Source organism: Pandoraea sp. (assembly GCF_041919235.1).
Classification (GTDB): Bacteria; Pseudomonadota; Gammaproteobacteria; order Burkholderiales; family Burkholderiaceae; genus Pandoraea.
On the sequence record NZ_JAYRUC010000019.1, the window covers coordinates 89,086 to 113,217 of the forward strand.

15 protein-coding genes are annotated in these 24,132 nt (G+C 63.5%); 3 read left to right on the top strand and 12 right to left on the bottom strand.

Annotated elements, in window-relative coordinates; genetic code table 11:
- Positions 1 to 75: 75 nt before the first annotated feature.
- Positions 76 to 891, bottom strand: coding sequence for an SDR family NAD(P)-dependent oxidoreductase (locus tag ACE3UG_RS16150; RefSeq protein ID WP_374625651.1), 816 nt, complete (start codon positions 889 to 891; stop codon positions 76 to 78).
- Between the two features lie 216 nt (positions 892 to 1,107).
- Between ACE3UG_RS16150 and ACE3UG_RS16155 the strand changes: the two genes are divergently transcribed.
- Positions 1,108 to 2,130: a LacI family DNA-binding transcriptional regulator gene (locus ACE3UG_RS16155; protein ID WP_374625653.1), complete on the top strand. Its 1,023-nt coding sequence runs from the start codon at positions 1,108 to 1,110 to the stop codon at positions 2,128 to 2,130.
- Between the two features lie 157 nt (positions 2,131 to 2,287).
- Here ACE3UG_RS16155 and galE read toward each other — a convergent pair whose 3' ends face one another.
- The 11 genes from galE to ACE3UG_RS16210 all read right to left on the bottom strand — a co-directional run bounded on the left by galE (position 2,288) and on the right by ACE3UG_RS16210 (position 20,548).
- Positions 2,288 to 3,310, bottom strand: a complete 1,023-nt coding sequence (gene galE, locus ACE3UG_RS16160) for a UDP-glucose 4-epimerase GalE (protein WP_374625655.1) — start codon at positions 3,308 to 3,310, stop codon at positions 2,288 to 2,290.
- A 30-nt stretch (positions 3,311 to 3,340) separates the two neighbouring features.
- A complete protein-coding gene (gene glmS, locus ACE3UG_RS16165) occupies positions 3,341 to 5,173 on the bottom strand; it encodes a glutamine--fructose-6-phosphate transaminase (isomerizing) (protein WP_374625657.1) in 1,833 nt (610 codons plus the stop codon).
- A 162-nt stretch (positions 5,174 to 5,335) separates the two neighbouring features.
- On the bottom strand, positions 5,336 to 6,238 hold the full coding sequence (locus ACE3UG_RS16170) for an endo alpha-1,4 polygalactosaminidase (RefSeq protein WP_374625659.1): 903 nt from the start codon (positions 6,236 to 6,238) through the stop codon (positions 5,336 to 5,338).
- Positions 6,239 to 6,258: 20 nt separating this feature from the next.
- Positions 6,259 to 7,638 carry an exopolysaccharide Pel transporter PelG gene (gene pelG, locus ACE3UG_RS16175; protein ID WP_374625661.1) on the bottom strand — a complete coding sequence of 460 codons (1,380 nt, stop codon included), beginning with the start codon at positions 7,636 to 7,638 and terminating at the stop codon, positions 6,259 to 6,261.
- Positions 7,638 to 9,185: a GT4 family glycosyltransferase PelF gene (gene pelF / locus ACE3UG_RS16180; protein WP_374625663.1), complete on the bottom strand. Its 1,548-nt coding sequence runs from the start codon at positions 9,183 to 9,185 to the stop codon at positions 7,638 to 7,640. The genes pelG and pelF overlap by 1 nt, the downstream gene beginning before the upstream one ends.
- On the bottom strand, positions 9,185 to 10,186 hold the full coding sequence (locus ACE3UG_RS16185; RefSeq protein ID WP_374625665.1) for a hypothetical protein: 1,002 nt from the start codon (positions 10,184 to 10,186) through the stop codon (positions 9,185 to 9,187). The genes pelF and ACE3UG_RS16185 overlap by 1 nt, the downstream gene beginning before the upstream one ends.
- Entirely contained in the window at positions 10,179 to 11,591 is a 1,413-nt protein-coding gene (locus ACE3UG_RS16190; RefSeq protein ID WP_374625668.1) for a PelD GGDEF domain-containing protein, read from the bottom strand. Before ACE3UG_RS16190 ends, ACE3UG_RS16185 begins: the two co-directional genes overlap by 8 nt.
- Positions 11,592 to 11,601: 10 nt before the next feature.
- On the bottom strand, positions 11,602 to 12,147 hold the full coding sequence (locus tag ACE3UG_RS16195; RefSeq protein WP_374625672.1) for a penicillin-binding protein activator LpoB: 546 nt from the start codon (positions 12,145 to 12,147) through the stop codon (positions 11,602 to 11,604).
- A 30-nt stretch (positions 12,148 to 12,177) separates the two neighbouring features.
- On the bottom strand, positions 12,178 to 16,314 hold the full coding sequence (locus ACE3UG_RS16200; RefSeq protein ID WP_374625674.1) for a tetratricopeptide repeat protein: 4,137 nt from the start codon (positions 16,312 to 16,314) through the stop codon (positions 12,178 to 12,180).
- Between the two features lie 22 nt (positions 16,315 to 16,336).
- Positions 16,337 to 19,249 carry a sugar ABC transporter gene (locus ACE3UG_RS16205; protein WP_374625677.1) on the bottom strand — a complete coding sequence of 971 codons (2,913 nt, stop codon included), beginning with the start codon at positions 19,247 to 19,249 and terminating at the stop codon, positions 16,337 to 16,339.
- Between the two features lie 996 nt (positions 19,250 to 20,245).
- Positions 20,246 to 20,548, bottom strand: coding sequence for a hypothetical protein (locus ACE3UG_RS16210; protein WP_374625679.1), 303 nt, complete (start codon positions 20,546 to 20,548; stop codon positions 20,246 to 20,248).
- 1,061 nt (positions 20,549 to 21,609) lie between these two features.
- Between ACE3UG_RS16210 and ACE3UG_RS16215 the strand changes: the two genes are divergently transcribed.
- On the top strand, positions 21,610 to 22,995 hold the full coding sequence (locus ACE3UG_RS16215) for an outer membrane beta-barrel protein (protein WP_374625681.1): 1,386 nt from the start codon (positions 21,610 to 21,612) through the stop codon (positions 22,993 to 22,995).
- Between the two features lie 206 nt (positions 22,996 to 23,201).
- The gene (locus tag ACE3UG_RS16220) at positions 23,202 to 24,110 is read left to right on the top strand and encodes a hypothetical protein (protein ID WP_374625683.1); all 909 of its coding nucleotides are present in this window, start codon (positions 23,202 to 23,204) and stop codon (positions 24,108 to 24,110) included.
- Positions 24,111 to 24,132 lie beyond the last annotated feature (22 nt).

Sequence of the window (24,132 nt, forward strand, 5' to 3'; positions counted from 1 at the left end):
TCGGCGCGGCGGGAGGCGCGGCGGCGCGAAAAGTTGACACCCCGACAACCGGACGGTCCGCCCGATTGCGTGACGTCAATTGCAGCGTACGTGCATGCCGCCGTCGACGAGCAATTCCACGCCGTTGATATACCGAGCCTCGTCCGACGCCAGAAACACCGCCGCATTCGCAACGTCCCAGCCATCGCCCATGCGACCGGTCGGGGACAGCCGGTTACGCGCATCCACCATCTCCTGCGCGCTCGTGTAGAAGCCGGAAATCTGCTCGTAGATGTGTGGCGTGTCCATCACGCCCGGCAGAATGCAGTTCGCCCGGATGCCCTGCGCCGCATACTGCAGCGCCACGCTCTGTGTAAGGGAATTCACCGCGCCTTTGGATGCCGCATAGGCGCAATAGGCATAGCCCGTCCAGCGAACGCCGCCGAGGGCGCCAATGTTGACGATCGCGCCGCTGCCCTGCGCCTGCATGATCGGCAGCACGGCCTTGCACGTGAGGAACATGCTCTTGACGTTGACCGTCATTACGCGATCCCAGACTTCCTCCGTAGTCTCCACGGGACCGCCCTGGGAGGTGATGCCGACATTGTTGTGCAAGATGTCGATGCGACCGTATGCGTTCATCGCAGCCGCTACGGCCCGTTGCACATCAGCCCAACGAGTGACGTCTGCGGCGAGCGCAATGGCGTCGTTGCCTTCGCTGGCGACGACGTGACGGGTGATATCGGCGGCTTCCTGCTGAAGGTCGATGGCCACGACTCGCGCGCCGTTGCGGGCATAGGCGACGGCCGCCGCCTTGCCGTTGCCCCACCCGTCGCCGACCGATCCCGCGCCGAACACCAACGCAACCCGTCCCTCCAGCCGACGCGGCGCCAACTCGCTTGCTGCTGCCATCACGATGTCTCCTGTTCGTTCGCGTACCTGCTGGGTCCTGCATTCCGGCACGTCTTGAAGTCGTACGATAGGTCGCAAACCCGTAATCGACCAACCGGAATTCATGATGCGATTTGATGTAGTTTGATGAAGTATGCTGTGGTGACGGAGGCGACGGCGCGTGATGCGAATTCGTTGCCGCACGACACATCGAGGGGGGAGCGAATGCGACGAAACATGCCCAACCTGGCCGACATTGCGCGACTGGCGGGCGTCTCCACGGCAACGGTCGATCGGGTATTGCACCGCCGCGAGGGGGTGCGACAAACGACCGCGCAGCGCGTGCTGCATGCGGCGGGTGAACTGCAATACTTGCCCGAGCCGGCGCTTGAGGCGGTGCGCGCAACACCCCCGACACAGGTGTTGTTCGTGCTGCCCGATCGCAGCAGCAAGTTCCTTCGCATGCTCGGCGAATGGGTGCAGTGCTCGCAAAACCAATGGGCGCCTTACAACGTGAACTGTCGCGTGCAGTTCATCCAGGGATTCGATCCGGACGTATTGTCAGCCGCGCTGTTGCGGCGTGGACGTGGATGCAACGGGGTGGCGTTCATGCCGCTGGAGCATCCCAAGGTGCGTGAAGCCGTGAATACGCTGGCCGACGAGGGCGTGGCTGCCGTGACGCTGATCTCCGATCTGTCTCACTCGCGGCGCATCGCCTACGTGGGGCTGGACAACGGATCGGCCGGGCGAACGGCGGCGTACCTCATCGCGCGCTTCGTCGGGGCGAAGCGACACACGAAAGTGGCGCTCATTGCGGGGTCGCTCAGCTACAAGGCGCACGTCGAGCGTGAGGCCGGGTTTCTGCAACTCTTCGCGGAACAGTACCCGCATATGCAGGTCGTGGGGCTTCGGGAGGGGTATGACGATGAAGCGGTCAACTACCGGCAGACGCGGGCGTTGCTCGAGCAGCACCCCGATCTCGCTGCGATCTACAACATCGGTGGTGGCTCGGAAGGCGTCGGCCAGGCCCTCAGGGAGGCTGGCAAGCAGCACAGGATCGTATTCATCGGGCATGGCTTGACGCCCGATACCCGGGCGCTGCTGATCGACGGCTCGATGGACGCCGTCATCACCCAAAGCCCGCAGAGCGCCATCATGAACTGCGTGCGCATCTTCGCCAATCTGCGCGAGAAGCGCGAACTGACTGCCGGGATCGAGGCGAACCGCAGTCAGGTCATCTTCCGGGAGAATCTGCCGTAGATCCGTCCCCTACGGTGCGCACGCCCGCCGCGCCCTCGGACACCCGCCAACTTCCCCGGATGGCGCCTGAGAACAACGCAAACCGTTACGTCGGCGTCCTGTCCTCGAAAACGACCGCCGACGAGAAGGAAGACGAAGCGGACGTCATCGCTACGGTCTACCGGTAACCGTTCGGGTTCTGCATTTGCCAGCGCCAGTGATCGGCGCACATGCGATCGATGCCGAACTCGGCTTCCCAGCCGATCAGATCGCGTGCCAGGGCGGTCGCCGCATAGCAGTTGCCGATATCACCGGCGCGACGCTCGACGATCTCGTAAGACACCGGCCGGCCGCTCGCGGCTTCGAACGCTTTCACGATCTGCAGAACGGTGTAGCCGCGTCCGGTGCCCAGGTTGACCGTAAAGCCCCGGTCCAGTCGCTTGAGCGCGTCGAGCGCGGCCAAGTGCCCCCGGGCAAGATCCACCACGTGGATATAGTCGCGCATGCCCGTGCCGTCGGAGGTATTCCAGTCGCCACCGAAGACGCGCAGACGCGGGCGCTTGCCAACCGCGACTTGCGCCACGAACGGCATGAGGTTGTTCGGCACATCGGCCGGATCTTCGCCGATGCGTCCGCTCTCGTGCGCGCCCACCGGATTGAAGTAGCGCAGCAGCGCAATGCGCCAGCTCGGGTCCGACTTCGCGACGTCGTTCAGAATCGTCTCGGCCATGAGCTTGGTCTGACCATACGGATTCGTCGCCGATAGCGGGAACGACTCGTCGATGGGCACCGTGGCCGGATTGCCGTACACGGTGGCCGAGGAACTGAACACAAGATCCTTGACACCGTGGGACTGCATCGTCTCGACCAGCGTGAGCAGGCTGTCCACGTTGTTGCGATAGTAAGCGAGCGGCTTCTCGACCGACTCGCCCACCGCCTTGAGCGCGGCAAAGTGAATCGCGCCGGTAACGCCGAAGCGCGTAAACAGGTCATCCAGCACGGGTTTCGAGCACGCGTCGCCCTCGATGAAGACGGGAGCGCGGCCGGCTATTTCGCCGATCCGCCGAACCGCTTCGCGGTGACTGTTGACCAGATTATCGAGAATGACCACGTCATAGCCGTGGGCCAGCAGCTCGACGCACGTATGCGAGCCGATATAACCGGCGCCGCCGGTTACGAGGATAGTTCCGAGATTTTTCATGCTTTGCCTTTGAGGCCTTCCATCCGTTAGCTATTCGACGGTAACCGATTTCGCCAGATTACGTGGCTTGTCGACGTCGGCACCGCGGGCACACGCCGTATGATATGCCAACAGTTGCAGCGGCACGACGTGAAGCACGGGCGAGAGTTCGCCGTAATGTTCCGGCATCCGAATGACACGAATGCCGTCCGCGCTGGCAATCCGCATATCGCCATCGGCCAGCACGTAGAGTTCACCGCCCCGTGCACGCACCTCCTGCATATTCGACTTCAGCTTCTCCACCAGCACGTCGTTCGGCGCGACGGTGACCACGGGCATCTGCTCGCTCACCAGCGCCAGCGGTCCGTGCTTGAGCTCACCCGCGGGATACGCTTCGGCGTGAATATACGAGATCTCCTTGAGCTTGAGCGCTCCCTCCAGCGCGATCGGGTAATGCAGCCCGCGCCCGAGGAACAGGGCACTCGGAACATCGGCAAATTGCGAAGCCCAGGCGATGAGTTGGGGCTCGAGCGCAAGCACGCTCGTGAGGGCTGCCGGCAAATGACGCAACTGCGCGAGATGACGCGCAGCTTCGGCCGCATCGATCCGCTTGCGCTCGATGCCAAGCGTGACAGCGAGCATGAAGAGCGACACGAGTTGCGTGGTGAATGCCTTGGTCGACGCCACGCCGATTTCCGTACCCGCACGCGTGATGAACGACATCGCCGTTTGCCGCACCAGCGCACTCGTCGCGACGTTGCAGATCGCCAGCGTGTGATTGTGTCCAAGTTGCTGCGCATGCTTGAGCGCGGCGAGCGTGTCGGCCGTCTCCCCCGATTGCGAGATGGTGACGACCAGCGCCTGCGGATTGGGCACCGACTCGCGATAGCGATACTCGCTCGCGATCTCGACTTGCGTGGGAATGCCCGCCAGCGCCTCGAGCCAGTACTTGGCGGTGAGGCCCGCGTAATAGCTCGTACCGCATGCGAGGATCAGCACGCTGTTCACGCGCGGCAGGACCCCGATCGCGGCATCGCCGAACAATGCCGGGGAAAACGCGGTGACATCGGAAATCGTGTCCGCAATCGCGCGCGGCTGTTCGAAGATTTCCTTCTGCATGTAGTGCTGATACGGACCCAGGGCGACTTCGGACTGATACGTCGCCATCTCGCGCACGGCACGCTCGATAACCACGCCCTGCGCGTCGAACACCGTCACGCGATCGGGCGTGAGCAGCGCCACGTCGCCTTCCTCCAGATACATGAACCGGTCGCAGTGACCGGCAAGCGCCAACGCATCGGAAGCGAGGAAATGCCCATCCGCCGCAAAGCCGACCACGAGCGGCGATCCCTGACGCGCGCATACCATGCGCTCAGGTGCGTCCTTGCTGATGACCGCGATGGCGTACGCCCCCTGCAATTGCGCGATGGCCAGACGCACCGCGTGGACGAGGTCGCCGCCGTCGCTGGCCTGGCAATGGGCATCGACCAGATGGGCGATGACTTCCGTGTCGGTCTCGCTCGCGAATTCGTAACCTTGTGCACGCAGCGCGTCGCGCAGAACCTCGTGGTTCTCGATGATGCCGTTGTGCACGAGACCGATCCGCTCGCGCGAGAAGATCGGATGTGCGTTCTGCGTTGCAGGTGCGCCATGGGTGGCCCAACGCGTGTGGGCAATGCCCAGCGGCGCGCCCATGGCCGCTTCGGCGAGTTGCGCCTGCAACATGGCGACCCGGGACACGCTGCGCACGCGTGCGAGCCGGTGTCCAGCGTCGAGTACGGCGACACCACACGAGTCGTAGCCACGATATTCGAGACGGCGCAGCCCTTCGACCAGCACCGGTACCACGTCGCGACGTGCCACGCCGCCCACGATTCCACACATGACCTACCCTCCAAAGTCGATTGGACAAGCGCAGCGCGAGCGCATCCGCCGAGTGATCGGTTGCGCTCGCCTGGCGTTGTATCTGTCGGATTTCCGGCGTTGCTCCAACCGCTTGCCGGGATTGCTTTCTGCCTTGTTAGATCTGTCGCGCAATGCCGCTGGTCAGTCCTGCGCCGCAGCCGGATTGATGCGCATGAGGTGCCCGTCGCCCACATAGGGAATGAGGCCCTGCGCGCGGATCTGCGCCACGGTCTGCTGGGCGCACGCGAGATCGGCGGGCGCGCAGTAATCGATGGCGATGACCGGCAAGTCGTAGCGCTCGCGCACCTCACGGGCGCGCGCGAGCAACCAGGCACGCGCGTCTTCGGGCACCGCCACGTAGCGCTGATTCGCCTCGTCCCACCCGCGATAAAGCGACTCGAACGCCACGGCCGACACGTTGTCATGTACCTGCGGCATCAGCTCGAATCCGCGATTCAGAATGAGTTCCGCACGTGGGAAGCGCCGGTGAATCCGCTGGATGACGGCAACCAGGCCCGCTTGCTGACGCGCACGCTCGGCGTCGGTCTTCGCCATCAGTTGATACGAATCGAGCGTGTCGAGAAAGAATCCGCGATAGCCCTTGGCCCACAGTGGCGCGATCACCTTTTCCACAAAGAACTGGGGCCAACCGGGGGCGGCCTGATCGATCACTTCCGACTTCCAGTCGCCGTTGCGACCGATACGCCAGGCCTTGGGAATCGCAGCGTAGTAGTCGCGCGAGGGCAGCACTTCGCCCACGCTGACATACGCGATCCAGCGCATGCCACGCGGCTCGGTGCCGGCGGCCTCGGCGGCCTTGGGCACGAAGCCGTTGTCGGGCTCGACCACCACCTGATCGTAACCGGCGAGCGCTGCCGGATCGAGCGCTTCGCCGTAGAAAAAGGCGATGCGGCCCACCGCAGGCGGTTGCGCCGATGCCGTATTGAGAAAGAAGCCGGCGAAGACCCCCACCACACCGCCCATGAAGCGTGCCAATGGGCGGCGCCACCAGGCCGGGCGAGGCTGCATCGTTTTGTCAAACATAGCGATCCGAAGCGGTGTCGTCAGCGTTGCTGTTGCAGCATGTAGGTTTCGTATTCCAGCGCATCGAGCCGGCGATCGAGCAACTGCATCGCCACCATCACGACCAGCAGCAGCGCGAGCGCAAAACCGTACCCGTAGGTATTGGGTCCGAGCATCAGCGTGCCCCACGTGAATACGCCGTTGGCGACGACCATGGCCGCCGTGAGCCCCAGCACCGTCCAACGCCGGTCCAGATAGAAGAAGATGTTCAGAATGCCGAGGAACAGCACCTGCAGGCTCGCCGAAATGACATCGATATGCAGCAGCGGCAAATACAGTACCGAAATTCCGATCAGGCGCAACAACTTGTCGCCGAACGCGAAGATAACCAGCGTGACAACCGCTTGGATCTTCAGGATTTCGTACAGCCCGGTGCGTACCGAGCGCACCATCATGTCGCGCGATTCTTCAATGTACTTGAGCGTGCCGCCGGTGCGCACGGCGTTGAAGAACTGGTCGTAGTATTCGACGAAGTCCGTCTCGATACGCAGCAGGAACACCGCCATCCCCGGAATCACGCATAGGTACGAGATGAACACCGGCAGATCGTAAATCACCGATGCGCGCAGCGGGCCGATCACGTCCTGTCCCGTCACGGGGTAGAACCAGAACATCAGCTTGTCGAGCCAGATGCCCAGATTGAACAGGAAGCCCACGAACATGAGCGACGGGTACGAAAAGCGCCGCCTGAATACCTGCCAGAGCAAATAGTCGTCCGTGCGATAGTTACGATGAATCAGGCAGACCATGCCGAGCAGCAGGATCAGGTGACCGATGACAAAGCCACCGAGCAGTCCTTCGAGGCCGTAGCGGTTGAGCAACACCGCACTCACCACCGTCACGCCATAACCCACGAAGAAGATCGCCAGAATGGCGCGATACTGCTTCACGCTCGTGAGAAACAGCACGCCGATCCAGATGTTGCTCACGATCACGAAGCCCGTGAGCATGAGCAGCCGATAGCCTGTCGACAGGCCACGGAACGCGGTCAACGCGAGAATGAGGCCGAGCACCCCCGTGCCGACCGTCGTCACCAGCGCCACCGCGTTGTAGTTGGGCAGCACCAGATCGGGACGCCGCTCGAACAGCCGATCGCTCAGAAAGCGCGTGAACGAGAGTTGCAATATGCCGGTCACGATCAGGCTGAAGGCAATCAGATAAGTCACCGACACCTGAAACTGCACAATGAGTCCCGGCGGCTGCACCACCGTCAGGCTCATCAAGCCAATGAGCAGAATGCCGAGAATCGACAGAATCAGCGGACCCGCGCTGATGACCCCGGCGTAGCCGTAGGCCGCCAGTGTGCTGGTCAGCGTATCGCGCCGGAGAATCTTGCGCAGCTCGAAGCCAATGCCAGCCATCAGTGGTCTCCCGCAACCGCCCCGGCGGCGGGACGCGCCAGGAGTGTCTCGTACAGACTGCGATAGGCGTCCTGCATCTGGGTCATCGTGTAATAACGCTCCACACGGGTAATCGCCGCGCGCTGGGCCGCGTGCCACGTGGCCGGCTCCAGCATGTCCAGCAGCGCCTGGGCGAAGTGCTCCGGGTTGGCAATCTGCACCACCTTGCCGGCCGGCCCGATGGCGCGATCCTCGTCGCCCAGCCCCTCGACCAGTTGGCGGCACGAGCCGACATCGGTCGTCACCACCGGCACCCCTGCGGCATAGGCTTCGAGCACCACCAGCGGCAGCGCTTCGGAAATCGACGACAGCGCCATGAGACCGATCTGCGGCAGAATGTCCGACACTTTCTGGAAGCCCATGAACCGCAGATTGTCTTCCATGCCCAGACTCGTGGCGATGTCGCGACACTCCTGCGCGTAGGCCGGATCTTCGGCCTCGGGACCGACCACCCAGCCTTGCAGCCCGGGCATCTGCCGGCTCGCGATAAAAATCGCACGAATGAACGTCTTGATGTCCTTGATGGGCACCACCCGGCCGATCAAGGCCACGACCGGCGGGATATCGGCGGGCCGCTGCGCACGCAGCGGGGCAAAGCGCTCGACCGCAATGCCGTTGGGGGTGTTACGTGTCTTGTGCTCGGGCGCGCCGTCGGCGATCTGACGCAGACGGTTGCCTTCGAAGAGGGCGGTAATTTCATCGGCCGCCTCGTAGCACACGCGTCCCATCGCTTCGAAAAAGCGCACCCACAGGTTCTGAAAATAGCCGACCTGCGAAATGTCGCGCTCGAACAGCCCGCGATTGTCGCGAATCCATTGGCTCTGCAACAAATCGATCTTGCGTTCCTTGGTGTAGATGCCGTGCTCCGAGACCAGCAGCGGACGCTGGTGTTTGAAGCGCAGCAATGCCCCCAAAAAGCCCGCGTAACCGGTGGAAACCGTGTGGTAGACCTTGGCCGGAATCAGTTGATCGCAGATACGCGCGAGCTGCCACAGCGGCTTGTGCATGATTCTGACCGTCCAGAAATAGTCCGTGAACGATGGGTCCAGACAATATTTCTTGTAGCGATCGGTGATCATGTCCCACGAGCGCCGGCTGTGCAGGAAGTTGGCCTCGCTGATCTCGCCGTCTTCGGCGAGCATCGGAATCACGTCGTGAATCAGCTTGCCAATGCCTTGCAGGTCGTCGCGACGGCGCAGCATGTCATGCATCTTGTCCATCTGCGCGAACGCTTGCGCGTCGCCCTCCGTGCCGCGCACTGGTGCGGGCGGCTCGAATTCGTACAGATAATGGGCTTCGAAGTGCACGATGTTGTCGTGCAACGGGTAGACCATGTCGCCGTAATCGTCACGACGGCTGCCGATGAACACGACGGCGAACGTCAGGTCCGGGAACGCACGGATCATCTGATCCACCCAGGACGACACCCCGCCCCGCACATACGGGAAGGTGCCTTCGAGCAGCAAAGCGATGTCGGCCGAGTCGGCACGACGTTCGTTGGTATGCATTAGCGGGTCCAGAAACGCATGACGGGTTGCAGCGTCGGGGTGGCGCCGCCATTCCCGAGGCCGGCGAGCATCTGCCCGACCCGTCCGTATTGATGTTTGAGGAACGCGACTTCGGCAAGCCAGGGTACGAGCCGGTCCGCAGGAAATTGATAGGACTCGGCGCGCAGCAGACATCGCTCCGCTTGCTCCGGATCTTGGCGCAGCAGCGCACAACGGCCCAGCACGTACCACATGGCCGCGTCGCTCTCGCGATGCGCGAGTGCCTCGCGCGCGAAGTTCTCCACCCGCTCCATCGTGAATCGGTACACCTCGCCGCGCACCAGGTTCTGATAGATCAGCTCCCAGTACAACTCGGCGAGCCGATGGTTCGCGTCGGCGAGCTCATCGTCGTTGGTGGCACGCTCGCGCTGGGTTCGGGCATCGAAAATACGCTGCATGATCTGCTTTTCGACACCGTCGATAATTCCGTACGCAAGCAGCCGGATCTCTTCCACCGGATCGGCCAGCAGATCGCGCATGATCTCCCCGGTCGCGCGCGAAGGCAGCGCTTGCACCGACACCAGGGCGGCCACGCGATCCTCGCTCGACCCTTGCGTGTTGCGCAACCGCGCACGCAGTCGAGCGCCCGCGCCGTGCGTGACGCGCGAGACGAGGTAGGTCACGAACTCCGGACGGTCGACCGCCCCGGAGCGCGCGAGTTCTCGCGGCGCCGGGAATACGAAGCCGATCGCCATCACACCGAGAAACAGCAGCAGGCCGCCGACCGGCATGAACAGGCTGATCGCCAGGCTGTGCCAGAACGCGCCGGTGCGCCCGTGGTAATGCTCCGGCAGCACCGAGCGAACGAATGTCGCCGTGAGCACCGCCGTGAGCAATTGCCATCCGAAAAAGACCACGAGCGGGTCGATACTCCCGGCCGGCTCGAAGAGCGTGCGCACGGCCTGGGCCTGCGCAAGCAAGGCCAGCACACCGAGCACGAACGCCAGCAGTTTCTTAAGCATGATCGCGGCACCGCTCCAGCAGTTTGCTCAGTCCCTCGCCCGGCGCGCGCTCGTCCACGCTCGCGGAGTGCACCGCCACGTGACCGGTCTGGAAATCCAGTCCGTACTGCTGACGCAGTGCGCTCTCGATGCGGATGAGATAACCGTCGATCCCGCTCTCGTCGGTAATGGGCATGAGCGCAATGGCAATCTGCTGCCGGGGGGTCGATTGAATCCACAACGCGTCGAGGGCCCGACGCGAACGCACCGTCTGCTCGAACAGCGAGTCGCCGCTCGCCCCGCGCGGGAAGACGAGCGCCACCAGCGAGGACTGAATGCCGCTCTGGCGCTTCATGCGAGAAAGGCGGCCAAGCTCCAGAGCAAAGTCGTAGGGCACGCTCGGCACTTCCCGGCGTACGCTGGCCACCACGCCCTGCTGCGCCACACCGTCGGCGTAATAGGCCAGCAGCACCAGCAGCAGTTGCAGGTTGTCGTGGTTGAGCGCGAGGAACGACATGCGGCGCACGATCAACAGGCCATTGATGTTGCCGTCCGTGTCGGTGAGCGGCGCACACACGATATAGGCGCTGGCTTCGCCGACGCTCACGTCGTCTCGAACATGCGAGAGCGTGCCTTCGCGCAGACAGGTCTGCACGAGCGGATCGCCCTCTTCCGGCGCGAACGCTTCACCCACGCTCGCGACCGCCGTCGGGACGAGATGCCCCCGTCGCACCGGATAGACCGACGCCACTTCGATCTGACACGTCAGCGCTGCAAATTCCAGCATCGGCTGTGCATTCGGCAACTGCTCGCTCGCGGCGCTCACCTCGTCCGAGACGGTCAGCTCGCGCAGACGCATGATGGCGTCGCGCATCGTACTTGGCTTGGTGAGCAGATCACGCTCGAGCCGTTCGTGCGAGACACGCAACAGGTAATGATTGTTCGTGATGGCGACGAGGCGGTCGTTCAGATACGTGTTGATGCCGCGTGCACGTGTCGCACGATTGCCCCAGATGTCGCAGAAGTGTCCGCCAATGACGATCATCGTAAAGCCGCCAACGAAGAACGTCGCCGGGAACGGCTCGCCGAGACGGCCGTACAGACCGTACCAGACGCCTGCGAGCACGAGCCCCGCCACCACGCCAAGCAGCGCGCCGTAGCGCAGCGCCATGACCAGGGCGACGAGCCATATCCACGGAAATCCCAGCCCGATGAGCAGCGGATCGCCGGGGCGAAGCAGCCAGGCGATAGCCACCGCGAGCGCCATGCCCGTGATCACCTCGAACACCGCCACCGGGCGCGTCACTGCCGGCGCAATCAGGCGGCCATAGGTGCTCACGTTGCCGAACGGCGCCGAGTGTCGCACCTGTTCCGGGCCACCGGGCTTCGCGTCGATTGCAGCGTCCTGTTGAGTCGCGGTTTTCACGATGATTGCGTCACTGTTGTGCCAGCGGTGCCAGCAGATTGCGGATCAACGTCTGACCGACACCGGCCAGACTCGAACGGCTCCAGCCGCTGCGGCTGCCGGTCGCGCTCCAGACGATGCTTCCATTCGAGACATCGATGACGTCGAACGTCACACCGGCGACAGGCTCGCCATCGACGCCGACCTTGTAGCGCCATTCGGTCACAGCGCCCGACAATGCGTATTTGGCGCCCGTCTTGCGAGCCCATTCGAGCGCGCGGGCGCGTGCTTGCGCGTTGTTGCCGCCGACGAGCGAATCGCCGCCGTCCGGATCGCCCACATAACGGTGCAGGTCGGTGAAGCCGTTCTGCACCAGAATGCTCTGGGCAATGCTCTCGGCACGTTGGCCGGCATCGGGTGTCTCCGTCGTGTTCGCGATCGGCAGGATCGCCCACGCGGCGGTCTTCTGGAGCTTCGGCGCGTCGCCGACATTCATCGTCGAACAACCCGCCACCAGCACAGCCAGAACGGCAGCGCCGACGAAGCGGTGCCACATCTTACTCACGATTGTCTTCATGGTCTTGCTCTCCCTTGCGGATGCGAAATATCAGTAGAACAGCCGGTACGCGATGCCGACCTGCGTCGTGGCGACACCGGTACCGTTGGTGATGTCGTGCGAGTAATACACGCGCGCGTGATCGTTACCGAGCACCGAACCCGCGATGCCCAGGTTGACCTGCGGCCCCCAGCCCTGCTGGCTGTCATGGATGTAGCCGGCATCGACGTACGGACGCCACGCACGCCGGTAGGCGTTCTGGTAGTCCTGCCCGAAGCCCGCCATGACACCGTATTGTGTGGTCGTGATCGGCATGAACTCCGAGGCCACCGGCACCGTGCCGGCCGGCAGCAGGGCGGCGAGCGACGCAATCGTGGCCGTGCCCGCGGTATAGATGCCGCGCTCGGCCACCAGTCGAACATTCAGGTCCGGGTAATCGATGCGGATCTTGTATCCCAACTCGCCGCCGAAGCGCCAGCCGCGACCGAGGTAGGTGCGGTCTTGCGCGTGGAAACGGTCGTACTCGCCGGTCGCCTGACCGTACCAACGGCCGTCGCCGGCCCATAGCATCTGCACGCTGCCGAAGTCGCGCGTACCGGCGACCTGTGTGTTCGGCGAAATATCCGTGAACTGGTTATAGCCCGCCTGGAACGTCGTGGTCAGCGGGGTATTGCGATTGAACGCGGCCGACACCTTTCCGGTGAAGAAGCTGTTCAATTCGCTGCGATGCCCCACCGTCAATGCCAGATCCCGCTCCACGGTGCGATCGCGCACGGTGAAGTTGAAGATGCGGTCGTGCGCCGGCACCCAGGCCAGTTGCGACGTGTCGATGGTTCGTTGATTGCGCTGAATCGCCTCGACGGCCACGCCGATGCGGCTGGTGAGGTTGAGACTGCCGACCAGCGAACTCTCGAGATAGCTCAGCGGCGCCTGACGCGAGTAGAAGAGATCGAAGCCCGCATTCGAGCGATCTCGCAACATCGTGTCGGTCAACGTCGTGTGCACCGCGTCGTTATTGGGCGCGCCGTCCGCCGCACGCCATGCCAGTGTCTGGGCTTCGGGGGTGCGTCCCAGCCGCTCGTTCGCATCGATCTCGCTCTCGACGGGCATGCGGCCTTGTCGTCGGTCGAGCAGTTGGGCCATCTTGTCGCGGTCGTTGTTCTCGAGCGCGAGTGCAATCTCGGCATCGGCCGGGCGCAGCAGACGATTCGCATACTCGCGCGCCAGCCAGGCGCGCGCGAGATCGAAGTGTTCGCCGGAGAGCGCCCACGCCAGCCCGACATCGCGCGTGGTCGCACTGATCACGGCCTGCCGCGAGAGCAACGAGGCGTCGCGCGTCGCGGGCGAATCGGTCGCATCGCCCGCAGGTTTGAGCGGCGGCAGTTCGGCCGATTCTCCAAGCAGCGAGTCGGCCACCTTGGCGCTGTCGGCCGAGCGACGGTCCTGGCGCAGCAAATTCGCCAACAACCGGCGCGACGTGTCGCCGTTCGAGAACACCTGTGCCAGCGTGACGCGGGCCGCTTGCGCTTCGAGCACACCGTCGGTATCCGACGCCACGGCAGCCAGACGTTGCACCACCGCGCCCTGACGCCGACGCGGCGCGAAACGCAGTTGCCCCGTCTGCGCGCGCGTCTGCAAATCGTGCCAGGCACCGCGGCGAATCTTCCACGCCGTGCCGGCATCGCCGGCCGCTTCCTCGGCGTCGGCAAGCGAGAGCATCCACAGCGGATCGTCGTCCGAGAGCGAGGCTTGTTGGCGCAAGTACTTCAATGCCTCGCGCGGCTTGCCCACGCGCAGCAGACCGGCGCCGTACGCGCCCCAATAGTCGGCGTTGCCGGCCACGATGGCGCGATAGTCGTGCAGCGCCATCTGCAATTCGTCGTCGCTGCCGTAGTCGACCAGCGCCCACAGATAGGCGACCCGAACGTCGTCGCTGGCGTTGTCCAGCCTGGATGCCGCACGCAGGTCGGCAAGCGCCGCGTCCCAGCGCTGAATCTGCTGATAATAGGTGGCGCGCGTGGCGAGCAGCTCGCCCGACTTGGCGAAGCGATCGCGCTGCTCGGCGTCGAGACCGTCGATGAGCGCCTGCACCCGATCGTAGGCCCGCGCGATCGTGTAATTGTAGATCGCCGCCTGAAGCGCGAGATCCGAATCGTTCTGCCGGAATTCCGCTTCGGCCGTGCGGCCGGCGTCGAGCGGATATCCCTGATAGAAGTAAGTCATCGCGTTCAGATCGAGCGCCTCGGCCTTGCCCGTGCGCAACAGGCGCGGATAGGCGTAATTGGCGTCCGCGTCGCTCTGCGCCAGACGTGCCACCTCGGCATAGGTGCGCCAGTAGTTCGCATCGGCCGGCAACGTACCGGCGATGTCGCGCACCTTGCGCAACTCGGCCAGCGCTTGCGTCACGCGGCCTTTCTGATACATGAGACTGGCGATGCGCAGCGCGTAATTCGACGACGGGCCGAACTCCTTTTGCAGGGTCTCGAACGTCGCCAGCGCCTCGGCGTCTTGCCCGATGCGCTGGGCAACATCGCCCTCGCGCTCGAGCAGGGCGCGGCGCTGACTGCCCACCGCATGGCGCTTGAGATACGTCAGCGCCTCTTCCGGACGGCCGAGGCGTTCGTACGTATTGACGATATCGTCCTTCAGCTTGAGATCGTTCGGCTGGCGTTCGGCCTCGAAGATCTGCGAAGCCAGATATGCCTGATCGTCGTTGAGCTGCGGCGCGAGTTGATAGACGTTCTGCCAGGCCTCGGCGTTGCCGGTCGCCTCGGCATACTTGTGCCAGTACTTGAGCGCCACCGAGGGATGCCCGTTCCACTGCGCGACCTGCGCGAGACGACGTGTCCAGACGAGCGGGTCGAGCTTGCGCTCCAGCGCTTGCTGCGCGAGCTTCTCGGCGTCGTCGAGCTGACGCGCCTCGACGAATGCCTTGAAGGCCACGTCGTAATCGTCGGCCGTCACGCCGTTGGCGTTGGTGTTGGTGTTGGCATTGCCCGCCGCACGTTTCGCGGTGCCCGCCCCGCCTTCCCAATCGAACTTGCCGGGCGCTTCCGGTTTGACCGTCTTGAGGGTCTTGTCGGCCGCCTTCGATGCGTCGGGCGCCGCATCGGCGGCACTCGCGCCACGGGCAAGCCCAACGTCGGCCACACGAACGATGCGGAACTCGCCCATGCGCTGCCGTACACGTACACCGTCCGGGCCGTCGAGGTAGCGCAGCCGTGCACGGCCTGCGCCATCGAGACCTTGGCCGTCGGCCGTCACACCCGGCAACCACCCAACGAGTTGCGGGTGTGCGCCGTCAGGGTGCGGCGCAATGCTTGACAGCTTCGTCAGCGCGCGCGCGTACTTCGTCATCAGGTCGGTGCGACCGGCCTGACGCGCGACATCGAGCAGGTAGCGCAGCGTGACCGGATCGTTGGCCAGATCGCCGACGCGCTTCTCGCCTTCCGCGCAGGCACGCGAGATCTGGTTCGCCGAGACGAGCACACGCATGCCCGCGAGGAACAGACGGCGACGATCGTCGCGTGTGGTCGCTGCCGCCTGCGCCGCGAAATAGGCGTTGGCGGCATCGTCGTAGGCGGCCTGAGAGAACGCGGCGTCGGCGAGCCTTTCCTGCCATTGCGCGGCGTTCTTGGCATCGGCGGCGGCCAGCAGCCGATAGTCGCGCAGCATCAGATTGAGGGCGCCAGCGAGTCGCGCCTTCTCGGCGAGCATGCGCAGCGTCGGCACGTCCCACTGGTATTGCGACGTCGCGTCGAGCAATTCCAGATATTGCGCCATGCGTTCCGCGCGCTGCGGATCGTCGGGCGGCACTTCATAAGCGCGTTGCTCCATGGCCGCCAGCCCGAGCAGAATGCCGCGACGGCGGTCCTGCTCGTCGGACATGCCGCGCAGTTGCGTCGCGACCTTCATCGCGTCGTTCCACCGGCCCAGTCCCAAATATTGTTGCCCGAGCAAATCGAGATAGCGCGGCGCGCCGGGGTCGATGCGCAGCCACGCCTCGAGATACGCCACCGACAGTTCGCTGGGTGGTTGCGCGGCGAGCGCGTGCGTCTGGTCTTCGTCGCTCGGGTGAGCGGCAGCAAGCGCGAGCACGATGCCCGCGCCGATCGCCACCGTCAACCACAGCGGGCTGAGGCGCTCACGCTTTTCAAACGGCTTTCCGGTCACCGCGTCAGGAAGCATCTTGGGATCGGGGCGCGCGGCGTCACTCACATTCAACCCCTACCGTATGCATGACGACAGGCTTTTCTGCGATGCCCGAGACGTCGAAGCGCAGGCGGCCTGCGCCATCGGCGCGACCCTTTGCCACACCGTCGACGCTCGCGCGGCAACCCGCAGCGTTGACCACGCTCACGAAGGGTTTGTAGTAACCGCCAAAACGGAAGGTCATGCTGCGGCCCGTGCGTTTGAAGTCGCGGATGAACCCGGCGGCCTCATCGATGTATGGCGTGCGATCGCTCCCCTTTGGGGCAATCGCGAACTCGGCGGCGTCGCCCCCCATGTGGATGTAGAGTCCCCCGGGTCCCGGCAAATAGCCCGCGACGTCGTCGGACGCGCCGATCACGGGCACGCCGTCACCCGGCCAGCGAAGCTCGCGCAGGTCGGCACCGCTGCGAACGCGCCATCGCACGGCGGCTCCATCGGCGGCGGACTCTCGCGCCACGGCCACGCGACGCCAGTCCAGCACACGGCGAATGTATTCGGTGGTGAAGATCGGGAACACGGGCTGCTTGAGGACGGCGTTATAGACATCCTTGAGCGCATTGAGCGACGCGAGCTTCGTGCCCGAGTACATGTGGTAGTAGAGGTTGATCGCCTTGAAGCGGATCGGCTTGTCGGTCATCGCGAAGGTCTCGAGCACGCGCGTGTAGCCGTAGTACGGCCCGAGCCAATCGTTCGTGTAGACGTTCTCGTCCATCACGGCGGCATATATCTGGAACTCGGTGGGCAGGTTGCCCTTTGCCACGCCGTACGGAGCGATGTTGGTCCAACTGTTGTTCGTCTTCGTGATGATGGTGTCGCCACCGTTGATCGAGAGCACGCCGGCGGCCCACGCCTTGCGAATCGCGATGGCCGGCGCCTGTGCGTCGCCCGGCCATTGCAGCACCACGACCTTCTTTCCCGGGGGCGCGAGGCGGGCGTTGATATAGTCGATCGACCCCTGAATCTCGCGATCCAGGTTGAACTTGTAGTGCGGAATGTCGAGCGAGAAGGCGTCGTCGCCGCCCCACTCCTTGTTCGCCTTGCCGAAGATGCGCTCGCCCGTTTTCGGGTTGATCTGCTCCAGGTTGAACGGATGAGAAAAGGTATGTGTACCGATCTCGACGTTCGGGAGTGCAAACATCTTGCGCGCGATCTCCTCCAGGCGCGGCGAAATCTGCGGATACAAACCCTTCGGGCCGACTTCGCCTTCGATCACCGACAGCGTCGTGGGCAACGGATACTTGGTGTAGATCTGGTCGTACAGCGCCATTGCGCCGTAGTCGACGCCTGGGAATTCCGCACGCGAGGCGAAGCCGTCGCCGTCGACGTGGACGAACATCAGGCGGCGACCGTTTTCGGTGGTCACATCGGGCACCGGCATCTGAGGCAAGGCCAACGCCTGGCGCAGGAAGTCGATGGGCTGGATCGCCCAACGTTCCTGTTCGATACCGGCGAGCGACGTCACGCCGTAGGGGTTGAGCGTATAGCCCCCCCAGGGCAGCATGCCGGCCATGTCGTAGGTGTACGAGCCCGCCTGCAGACGCAGCAGCGGCTGGCCGGTCGGGCCGACGCGCACGCCGAGCGCGTCGCGCACGTCCGGCGTCGGCATGATCTCGAAGCCCATCATCGGCGCCTTGCTCACGACGCTCGGCACGACCGAGCCGGGGACGGTGCCTGCCACGCGCTCGAGTCCGAGCACCTGTGCCGTTTGCTGATCGATGGGGAAACCGAACTGTCCGATCACCGCCACGCGCACGCCGTCCCGGATTCGCGAGAGCAGCCAGCGGCGCCACGCACCGGCGTTGTTCACGTTGCGATCGATGGACACGACAATGCCCGCGTAGCGATCGGTGCGCACGTTGGCCGGCATCTGGCCCTTGTTGACGTCGACATACTGCACGTCGTAGCCAAGGTAATTCAGTGGCATCGAGATATCGCGCGCCCCGGTCGTCAGGTCGACAGGTTCGCCTTCGCCCGGCGCCTGAACCATCAACACCTTGCGTGGCATGACCTCGATGCGGCCGACGCCGACGGTCTGCACATCGGGATCGGTGACGAAGGCTCGCACCCCCATCCGATTGAGCGAGCGCGCCGTATCGCGACGGCAGGCCACATCGTCACTTGCGCAGTAGTCCATGGCGAACGTCGGCAGCCGGGATTGGGTGCGCAATGCCTGGAGCTGCTCAAGGGCCGCTTGCCGCGCGTCGGCCGGTGTGTCGATGAAAATCGACGCGCGCGCGTCATAACGATGGAGCAGTCCGTCGGCGAGTACGCCGGCGAGATCGGGGGCGAGCGAGGCCGCCATGCTCAGGTGGTTTCGCAGTACGACACGAGCATCGGCATAACGGGCGCGCACGGCTTTCACGCGCGCCGCAATGCGGGCGTCGCTGTCGGCATCGCCCGCAAGCGGTGCACCGTCGTCGATCAGGAAATTTCGATAGCCTTGCGCCCACAGCGGGGCCACGCGTGCGTCGACGAAAGCCTCCGGCGTCTGTGCCGTATCGCGCGCGTCCAGGCGGGCAAACCAGGTGGTGTGCGGGGTGAGCGACGCTTCGGGTAGCGAAGTTTGTGTCGGGTCGATGACAACCCAGTCGAACGCCTGCAGCGCGTCGACCGGCAAGTCGCTACCGTAGTACAGCGCGATATCGGGCACGGTGGCCGACGACGGCGCCAACGCCGGCACAGGTGCCGAAGCAGCCGTTACCGACGGCGTGGCCGCCATGGCCATCCCTGCCGGCGCGATTGCCGCCACCATGGCGAGCGCCCGCAGCGAACCGACGAATACGCGGCGCGTTCGGCGCAGCCAATGGCCGAGCGCATTGCCGCGTTCCCGTTTCCCCGTTGCGCAGCGGAAATCCGACGTCCCCACCACGAAATCCTGTCCCTTCGTTGCCATTAGCGTTTGAGCAATCATTGTTTTGCGATCGACCGTACCACGCGTCACGCGCACCGATCAATCGTTGAAATCGTTCCGTTGCGAAAACATCGGAAATGGAAGTTCGTGGTGATACGTTGGCCGCAGCCCCCCGGCGTCAATGACCCATTCGATGAAATGCGCGTCGTTACTGCAATCTACGACCGGATTATGTCTGGCGCATGCGCGCAAACACGGTCTCCGGCAACGGTTTGGCACCATCGCACGTATTGAACGACGAGACGGCTTTCGAGATGACTCGTTTCGTCCCCTGCGCTAGGGAAAGCGCGGATTCCGACGCGGGCGTTACCGTTATCTGGTGCGATTTTTTTATATCAACTTTTCGCAGCCACGAACTCTAATGGGCAACCGTCCCATTAGCGTCCCCCAGACAGTAATGCGAGACTGGCGGCGAGCGAACTACTGGACTGGCCTTGTCCGCCGGGCTTTGAGCTGGGGCGAACCTATGGCGGTGATGTGCGACGACCGATCGATGCGGTGCCAGGACCGGCGCTTTGTATGTTGACTGATGAAACACATCCAACGTTTTCTGGGACGTTGATTCAACCGCTGGACGTTTCAATCTGGAGCAATCTGGGTCGATCAGGGAAAACCAGGCTATCGCAAGTCACCGGCCGCAGCATTGCGGCCACGTGCACGGCGTCAAGGGCGGAGTGGCCTCAGGCCGAGCGCGACGCCTTGCGTCACGACGCCCATGGAATCAGACGTACCCGGCCAATGAGGCTGCCACGAGGCTTGGCTAGCTGGCACTGCACAGTATCACAGAGGGTCGAGGGGCGTGCAGCCAAATATTGGAAGGCAGCAACGCGCGCCCGCTCGTCAGCCTTCGCCAGGATCGTTTCGTATAGCGATCCGTATGAATACCGACGACATGCTGCGTGCGGAATCCCCCCCCTGCCTCGCCTTGTGCGTTTCGAGCGAGATGACAGGCCTTCGTGGCGCCGTTCGGTCTGGCGTGCGCCCCGATCGCTGCACCTAGACGGCGTCGGACGCCCTGCGCTGCGGCCCGCCATCGGAAATCGCCGGGACACTGCGAACCGAAGCGTCGGGCAAGCCGAGAATCACATCGATCGCCACCTGCCCGGCGATTTCGGCGACCAGATACGCCCAGCGACGAGAAAAGGGTCCATTGCGAATCTGTGTTGGTTTGCCAATTCCCAGTCGCCCCATCGGCCCCGCAAGGCCCGCTATGTGGAACTTGACGTCGAACATGTCTTTCGACGTCGGCGTGAGCTCCACGCAGATTTCATAGCCTCGGTACGCAATCGTTCTATTCATGGCGAAACCCGCTTACCGGAGTGAGGCGTTTTGCAAACGACCCTTTCGAATCACGCCCATGCCCATGGCATGGCAGGCGTGAATTGCCTCCACGTGAGTATTGAACCGAGTCTTCAGGCGGGGCCTGAACGATTGGAAGTCATCGTAGACGGCGCTGGGAAGCCGATACAAGCCAACAAACGAGTACAAATCGACGTCTGCCTTTCCGGGTTGACGCGTCACATAACCCCATATCTCGAATCCGTGGAAATCCTCACTGACCATTTCCCACATTCCCGTCTCCTGTCGCCCATCGATGCTCGTGCGCCCAGCTACGGCGAATCTCATACGACTCGGGAGGCAGAACCCGCATAGCGAACCGCTATGACAGACTGAAACCCTATGGCCGTTCAAGGACAGCACAGCGCTGCACAGGACTTACATGAGGTTCACGCAGTATGCGCTACTTATGAATAAACACAATCGGGCTTAACATCCAGGAACACTCAGCGCCACATAGCTCGGCGGCGGCACGGCCACGCGAATTCGAACAGCCTAATGGATGCCTCCGCCGAAGCCGAAGCCTGAGCCTTAGCCTGAGCCAGCGACGATGCTGACGACGGAACAGCGCATATGACGAAGCACACCCAACGGACGCACTGAGCGACGTTCAACGCGAAGACGGCGCCGGCCGTGCCCAAAGGCGGGCGAACATTGGCCGAGTTGGCGCAGCAATCCGATCCGATCCGAAGCCGATCCGAACCACATTACGCAATGGAAGCGGCCGTTGCACGAGCACGCCGAAAGCGGGTATGGCGCGAAAGAACCGCCGTCGAGCGAGCCCTCCGCCCCGTATCCTCAAGAAGTACAAACTGTTTGAAGAATGTCAAAGTCCCTCGCGCAAGCCGTGGTTATGCTCGCTCAAGCGTTGGATTCAGCATGCGCATGCCGGATCGCGCAAATGACCAGAACATAAGTGCAGCGAGGCAAAAATGCAAAAAGAGCGTGCAGGGACGACGGTTGTCAGGCCATCGCGGCGCGCCGGCGCGCCGCGGAGCGCTGCCGAGTCGGCGTGGTTACGTTTGCAAAACAGAACGTTGCTGTCTCTGGTCGCCTCGGCCCTGGTGGGGTCGGCCCCGGCGCTGGCTCAGGAGCAGGTGCCGCAGTCGCCCACCGCTGACCAGCCGTCGCCGACGGCGCAAGTTCCCGCCCTGCCACCGCAGGCCCCCATCGACAATGCCGTTCCCGGCAAGGCCCCGGATCGCGTCCCGACACCTGCCAGCCCAACGAGCGCCGTTGGCACACCGTTCTCGGTGGGCTCGTTCTTGATCTATCCGGAACTCGATACGTCGTGGATGTACGACAGCAACGTCTACTTTTTGTCGAACGACACGCGACTGAGCGACCGGGCCTGGATTTTCTCTCCGTCGATCCGGGCGCAGTCGAACTGGGTCAAGCACGAACTGGATTTTCATGCGTCGGTCGACAGCACACGCTATTCGACCTATACGTCAGAAAATTCGAATGACTTTCATTTGAGCACAGAAGGCCGCTACGATTTCAGCGCGGACACCAACGTCTACGGTGGCGTGCACTTCGCGCAAGAACACGAGGACCGCGAATCGCCCTCGGCGCGTAACGGCCTTACGCCGACGCAATACCATCAGTTGCGCCTGTATGGCGGCGTGTTTCATCAGTTCGGTCGCGTCTCGGTGCGCGTGGCCGGCACGGCGCAGCAACTCGTTTATAACAACGTCGATTTCCTCTCCAGCAGCGGCGCCGTCAACATCATCAACAACAGCGATCGCAACCGCTGGCAATACACCGGCGGCGTGCGCGTCGGGTACGAGATCACGCCACGCGTCGAGCCTTACATTCAGGTCGCATTCGATCGCCGGCGCTACGAAAGCATGCTCGACGACCTCGGCTATGAGCGCGACTCGAACGGCATGCGCTATCTGGCCGGCGTCAGGTGGAACATCCCCCGTGTATTGAAGCTCGATGCATTCGCCGGGTGGCTGCAACAGAACTATCGAGATCCGCGTTTCGTCGATGTCACCGCACCCGTGGTCGGCACTGCATTGCAATGGGCACCGACGGATCGCACCACGGTGTCCGCCTATCTCGATCGCACGGTCGAGGAAACCACCGTCACGTCGACACCGTCGCCCGACGTGCTGCTCGTGTCGTCGAGCTATTTGAACACTTACGCGTCGCTGGGCGTTGACCACCGGCTGACCGATAAGCTGACGCTCAGAGGCACTGGCTCGGTGTCCCACGTCGCCTACAAAGGTATCCCGCGTAGCGACGACTACTATGGGGCGACGATAGGGATGGTCTACCAGTTTCATCGAAACCTGTTTCTCGATCTGAGCGTCACGGCACGACGGCTCAATTCAGGCGTCCCGACCGAGAGTTTCAATCAGTACACCGTGATGGCGCGCGTCGCAATCCCGTTCTCGCACTAACCCTCCCGACCTGGGCATGCGCCGCCGGCATGGCTCGCGCCGACGCGCCGGCGCACCGAAGCACCGAAGCACCGAAGCACCGGCGCAATGCCTTGCATCGGTCTATCAAATATCACCGGCACGCCTCGGCCGCACCGCTCGTCAGCCTGCGAAACCCTTGATTCTTATCAATATGCCCACCTTGCAAGCTGCAAGAATGTAATCGAGTGAATTCGACCTTGATCTGCCTTTTCAGCGCACATCCAAACTCACGAACAGAGAGGAATTTCATGAGTACCAAGAACCTGCCCCTGAGCAGAATCGCCATTGCCACCGCAGCGTCTTTGGCCATGGCCATGAGTTTGAGCGGCACCGCGCCGACCTGGCTGGCGTCAATCGCACCGATATCCTCCGCGCACGCTCAAAGCGGCACACCGAAGGGTGCTGGCGGGCCAAGCGCCGATCACGGTAGCAAGGGCAAGCGTGGCGCGTCGGGCGATGCCGGCTCTAGCGGCTCGGGTCAAGGCGGCCCGAGCGCCGACAGCGACGCCAAAGGGCCGAAGTACGGTGGCGGCGGCTCCAAGCCCGCGCCCGGCACCCAAGGTGGCAAACCGGCCTGGGCGCAGGAAGGCGTCCCTTCGGATCTCGAACTGGGTCGTCTGAACGTGGCTCGCGCGCCGTCGCACGTATTGGAGCGCTCGCTGGCCGATGCACTCTCCAGCATGCAGCCGGCGTTTTATAACCAGGTGCTGGCCATTGCCGACAACACCGCGCTCACCATGGATCAGAAAGTCGCGGCACTGCAATCGCTGGTCAAGCTGACCTTTACCGACACTTCGGTGGTCATGGTCGACTCGCCGCTCCAAAACCTGGCGCTTTACAAGAATCTTTTGACCAGCGGCCAGATCGTCAGCAGTTCGGGAACTTACGACGCGAGCACGTCGGCCACCCGTGCCCTGCTGCTCGCTGCGGTGTTCATCGGCACGGCTTCCGACAAGACGCTTCCCGTCAGTACCGCGACCGTTGATGCCATCAATAAGATCATGGTACTGACGCTTCCTGCAGGTGTTTCGGATGCCGAACTTGGCGCCATCGCCGAAGCCGTGCGCGCCGCGATTGCGGAAGCACACGGCTGATCGCCCCGCCAGCAATGGTTCA

Bases quoted from the DNA above. Each gene is read 5' to 3' on its own strand.
- ACE3UG_RS16150 (WP_374625651.1), bottom strand. From the start codon at position 891: ATGGCAGCAGCAAGCGAGTTGGCGCCGCGTCGGCTGGAGGGACGGGTT.
- ACE3UG_RS16155 (WP_374625653.1), top strand. From the start codon at position 1,108: ATGCCCAACCTGGCCGACATTGCGCGACTGGCGGGCGTCTCCACGGCA.
- galE (WP_374625655.1), bottom strand. From the start codon at position 3,310: ATGAAAAATCTCGGAACTATCCTCGTAACCGGCGGCGCCGGTTATATC.
- glmS (WP_374625657.1), bottom strand. From the start codon at position 5,173: ATGTGTGGAATCGTGGGCGGCGTGGCACGTCGCGACGTGGTACCGGTG.
- ACE3UG_RS16170 (WP_374625659.1), bottom strand. From the start codon at position 6,238: ATGTTTGACAAAACGATGCAGCCTCGCCCGGCCTGGTGGCGCCGCCCA.
- pelG (WP_374625661.1), bottom strand. From the start codon at position 7,638: ATGGCTGGCATTGGCTTCGAGCTGCGCAAGATTCTCCGGCGCGATACG.
- pelF (WP_374625663.1), bottom strand. From the start codon at position 9,185: ATGCATACCAACGAACGTCGTGCCGACTCGGCCGACATCGCTTTGCTG.
- ACE3UG_RS16185 (WP_374625665.1), bottom strand. From the start codon at position 10,186: ATGCTTAAGAAACTGCTGGCGTTCGTGCTCGGTGTGCTGGCCTTGCTT.
- ACE3UG_RS16195 (WP_374625672.1), bottom strand. From the start codon at position 12,147: ATGAAGACAATCGTGAGTAAGATGTGGCACCGCTTCGTCGGCGCTGCC.
- ACE3UG_RS16200 (WP_374625674.1), bottom strand. From the start codon at position 16,314: ATGCTTCCTGACGCGGTGACCGGAAAGCCGTTTGAAAAGCGTGAGCGC.
- ACE3UG_RS16205 (WP_374625677.1), bottom strand. From the start codon at position 19,249: ATGATTGCTCAAACGCTAATGGCAACGAAGGGACAGGATTTCGTGGTG.
- ACE3UG_RS16210 (WP_374625679.1), bottom strand. From the start codon at position 20,548: ATGAATAGAACGATTGCGTACCGAGGCTATGAAATCTGCGTGGAGCTC.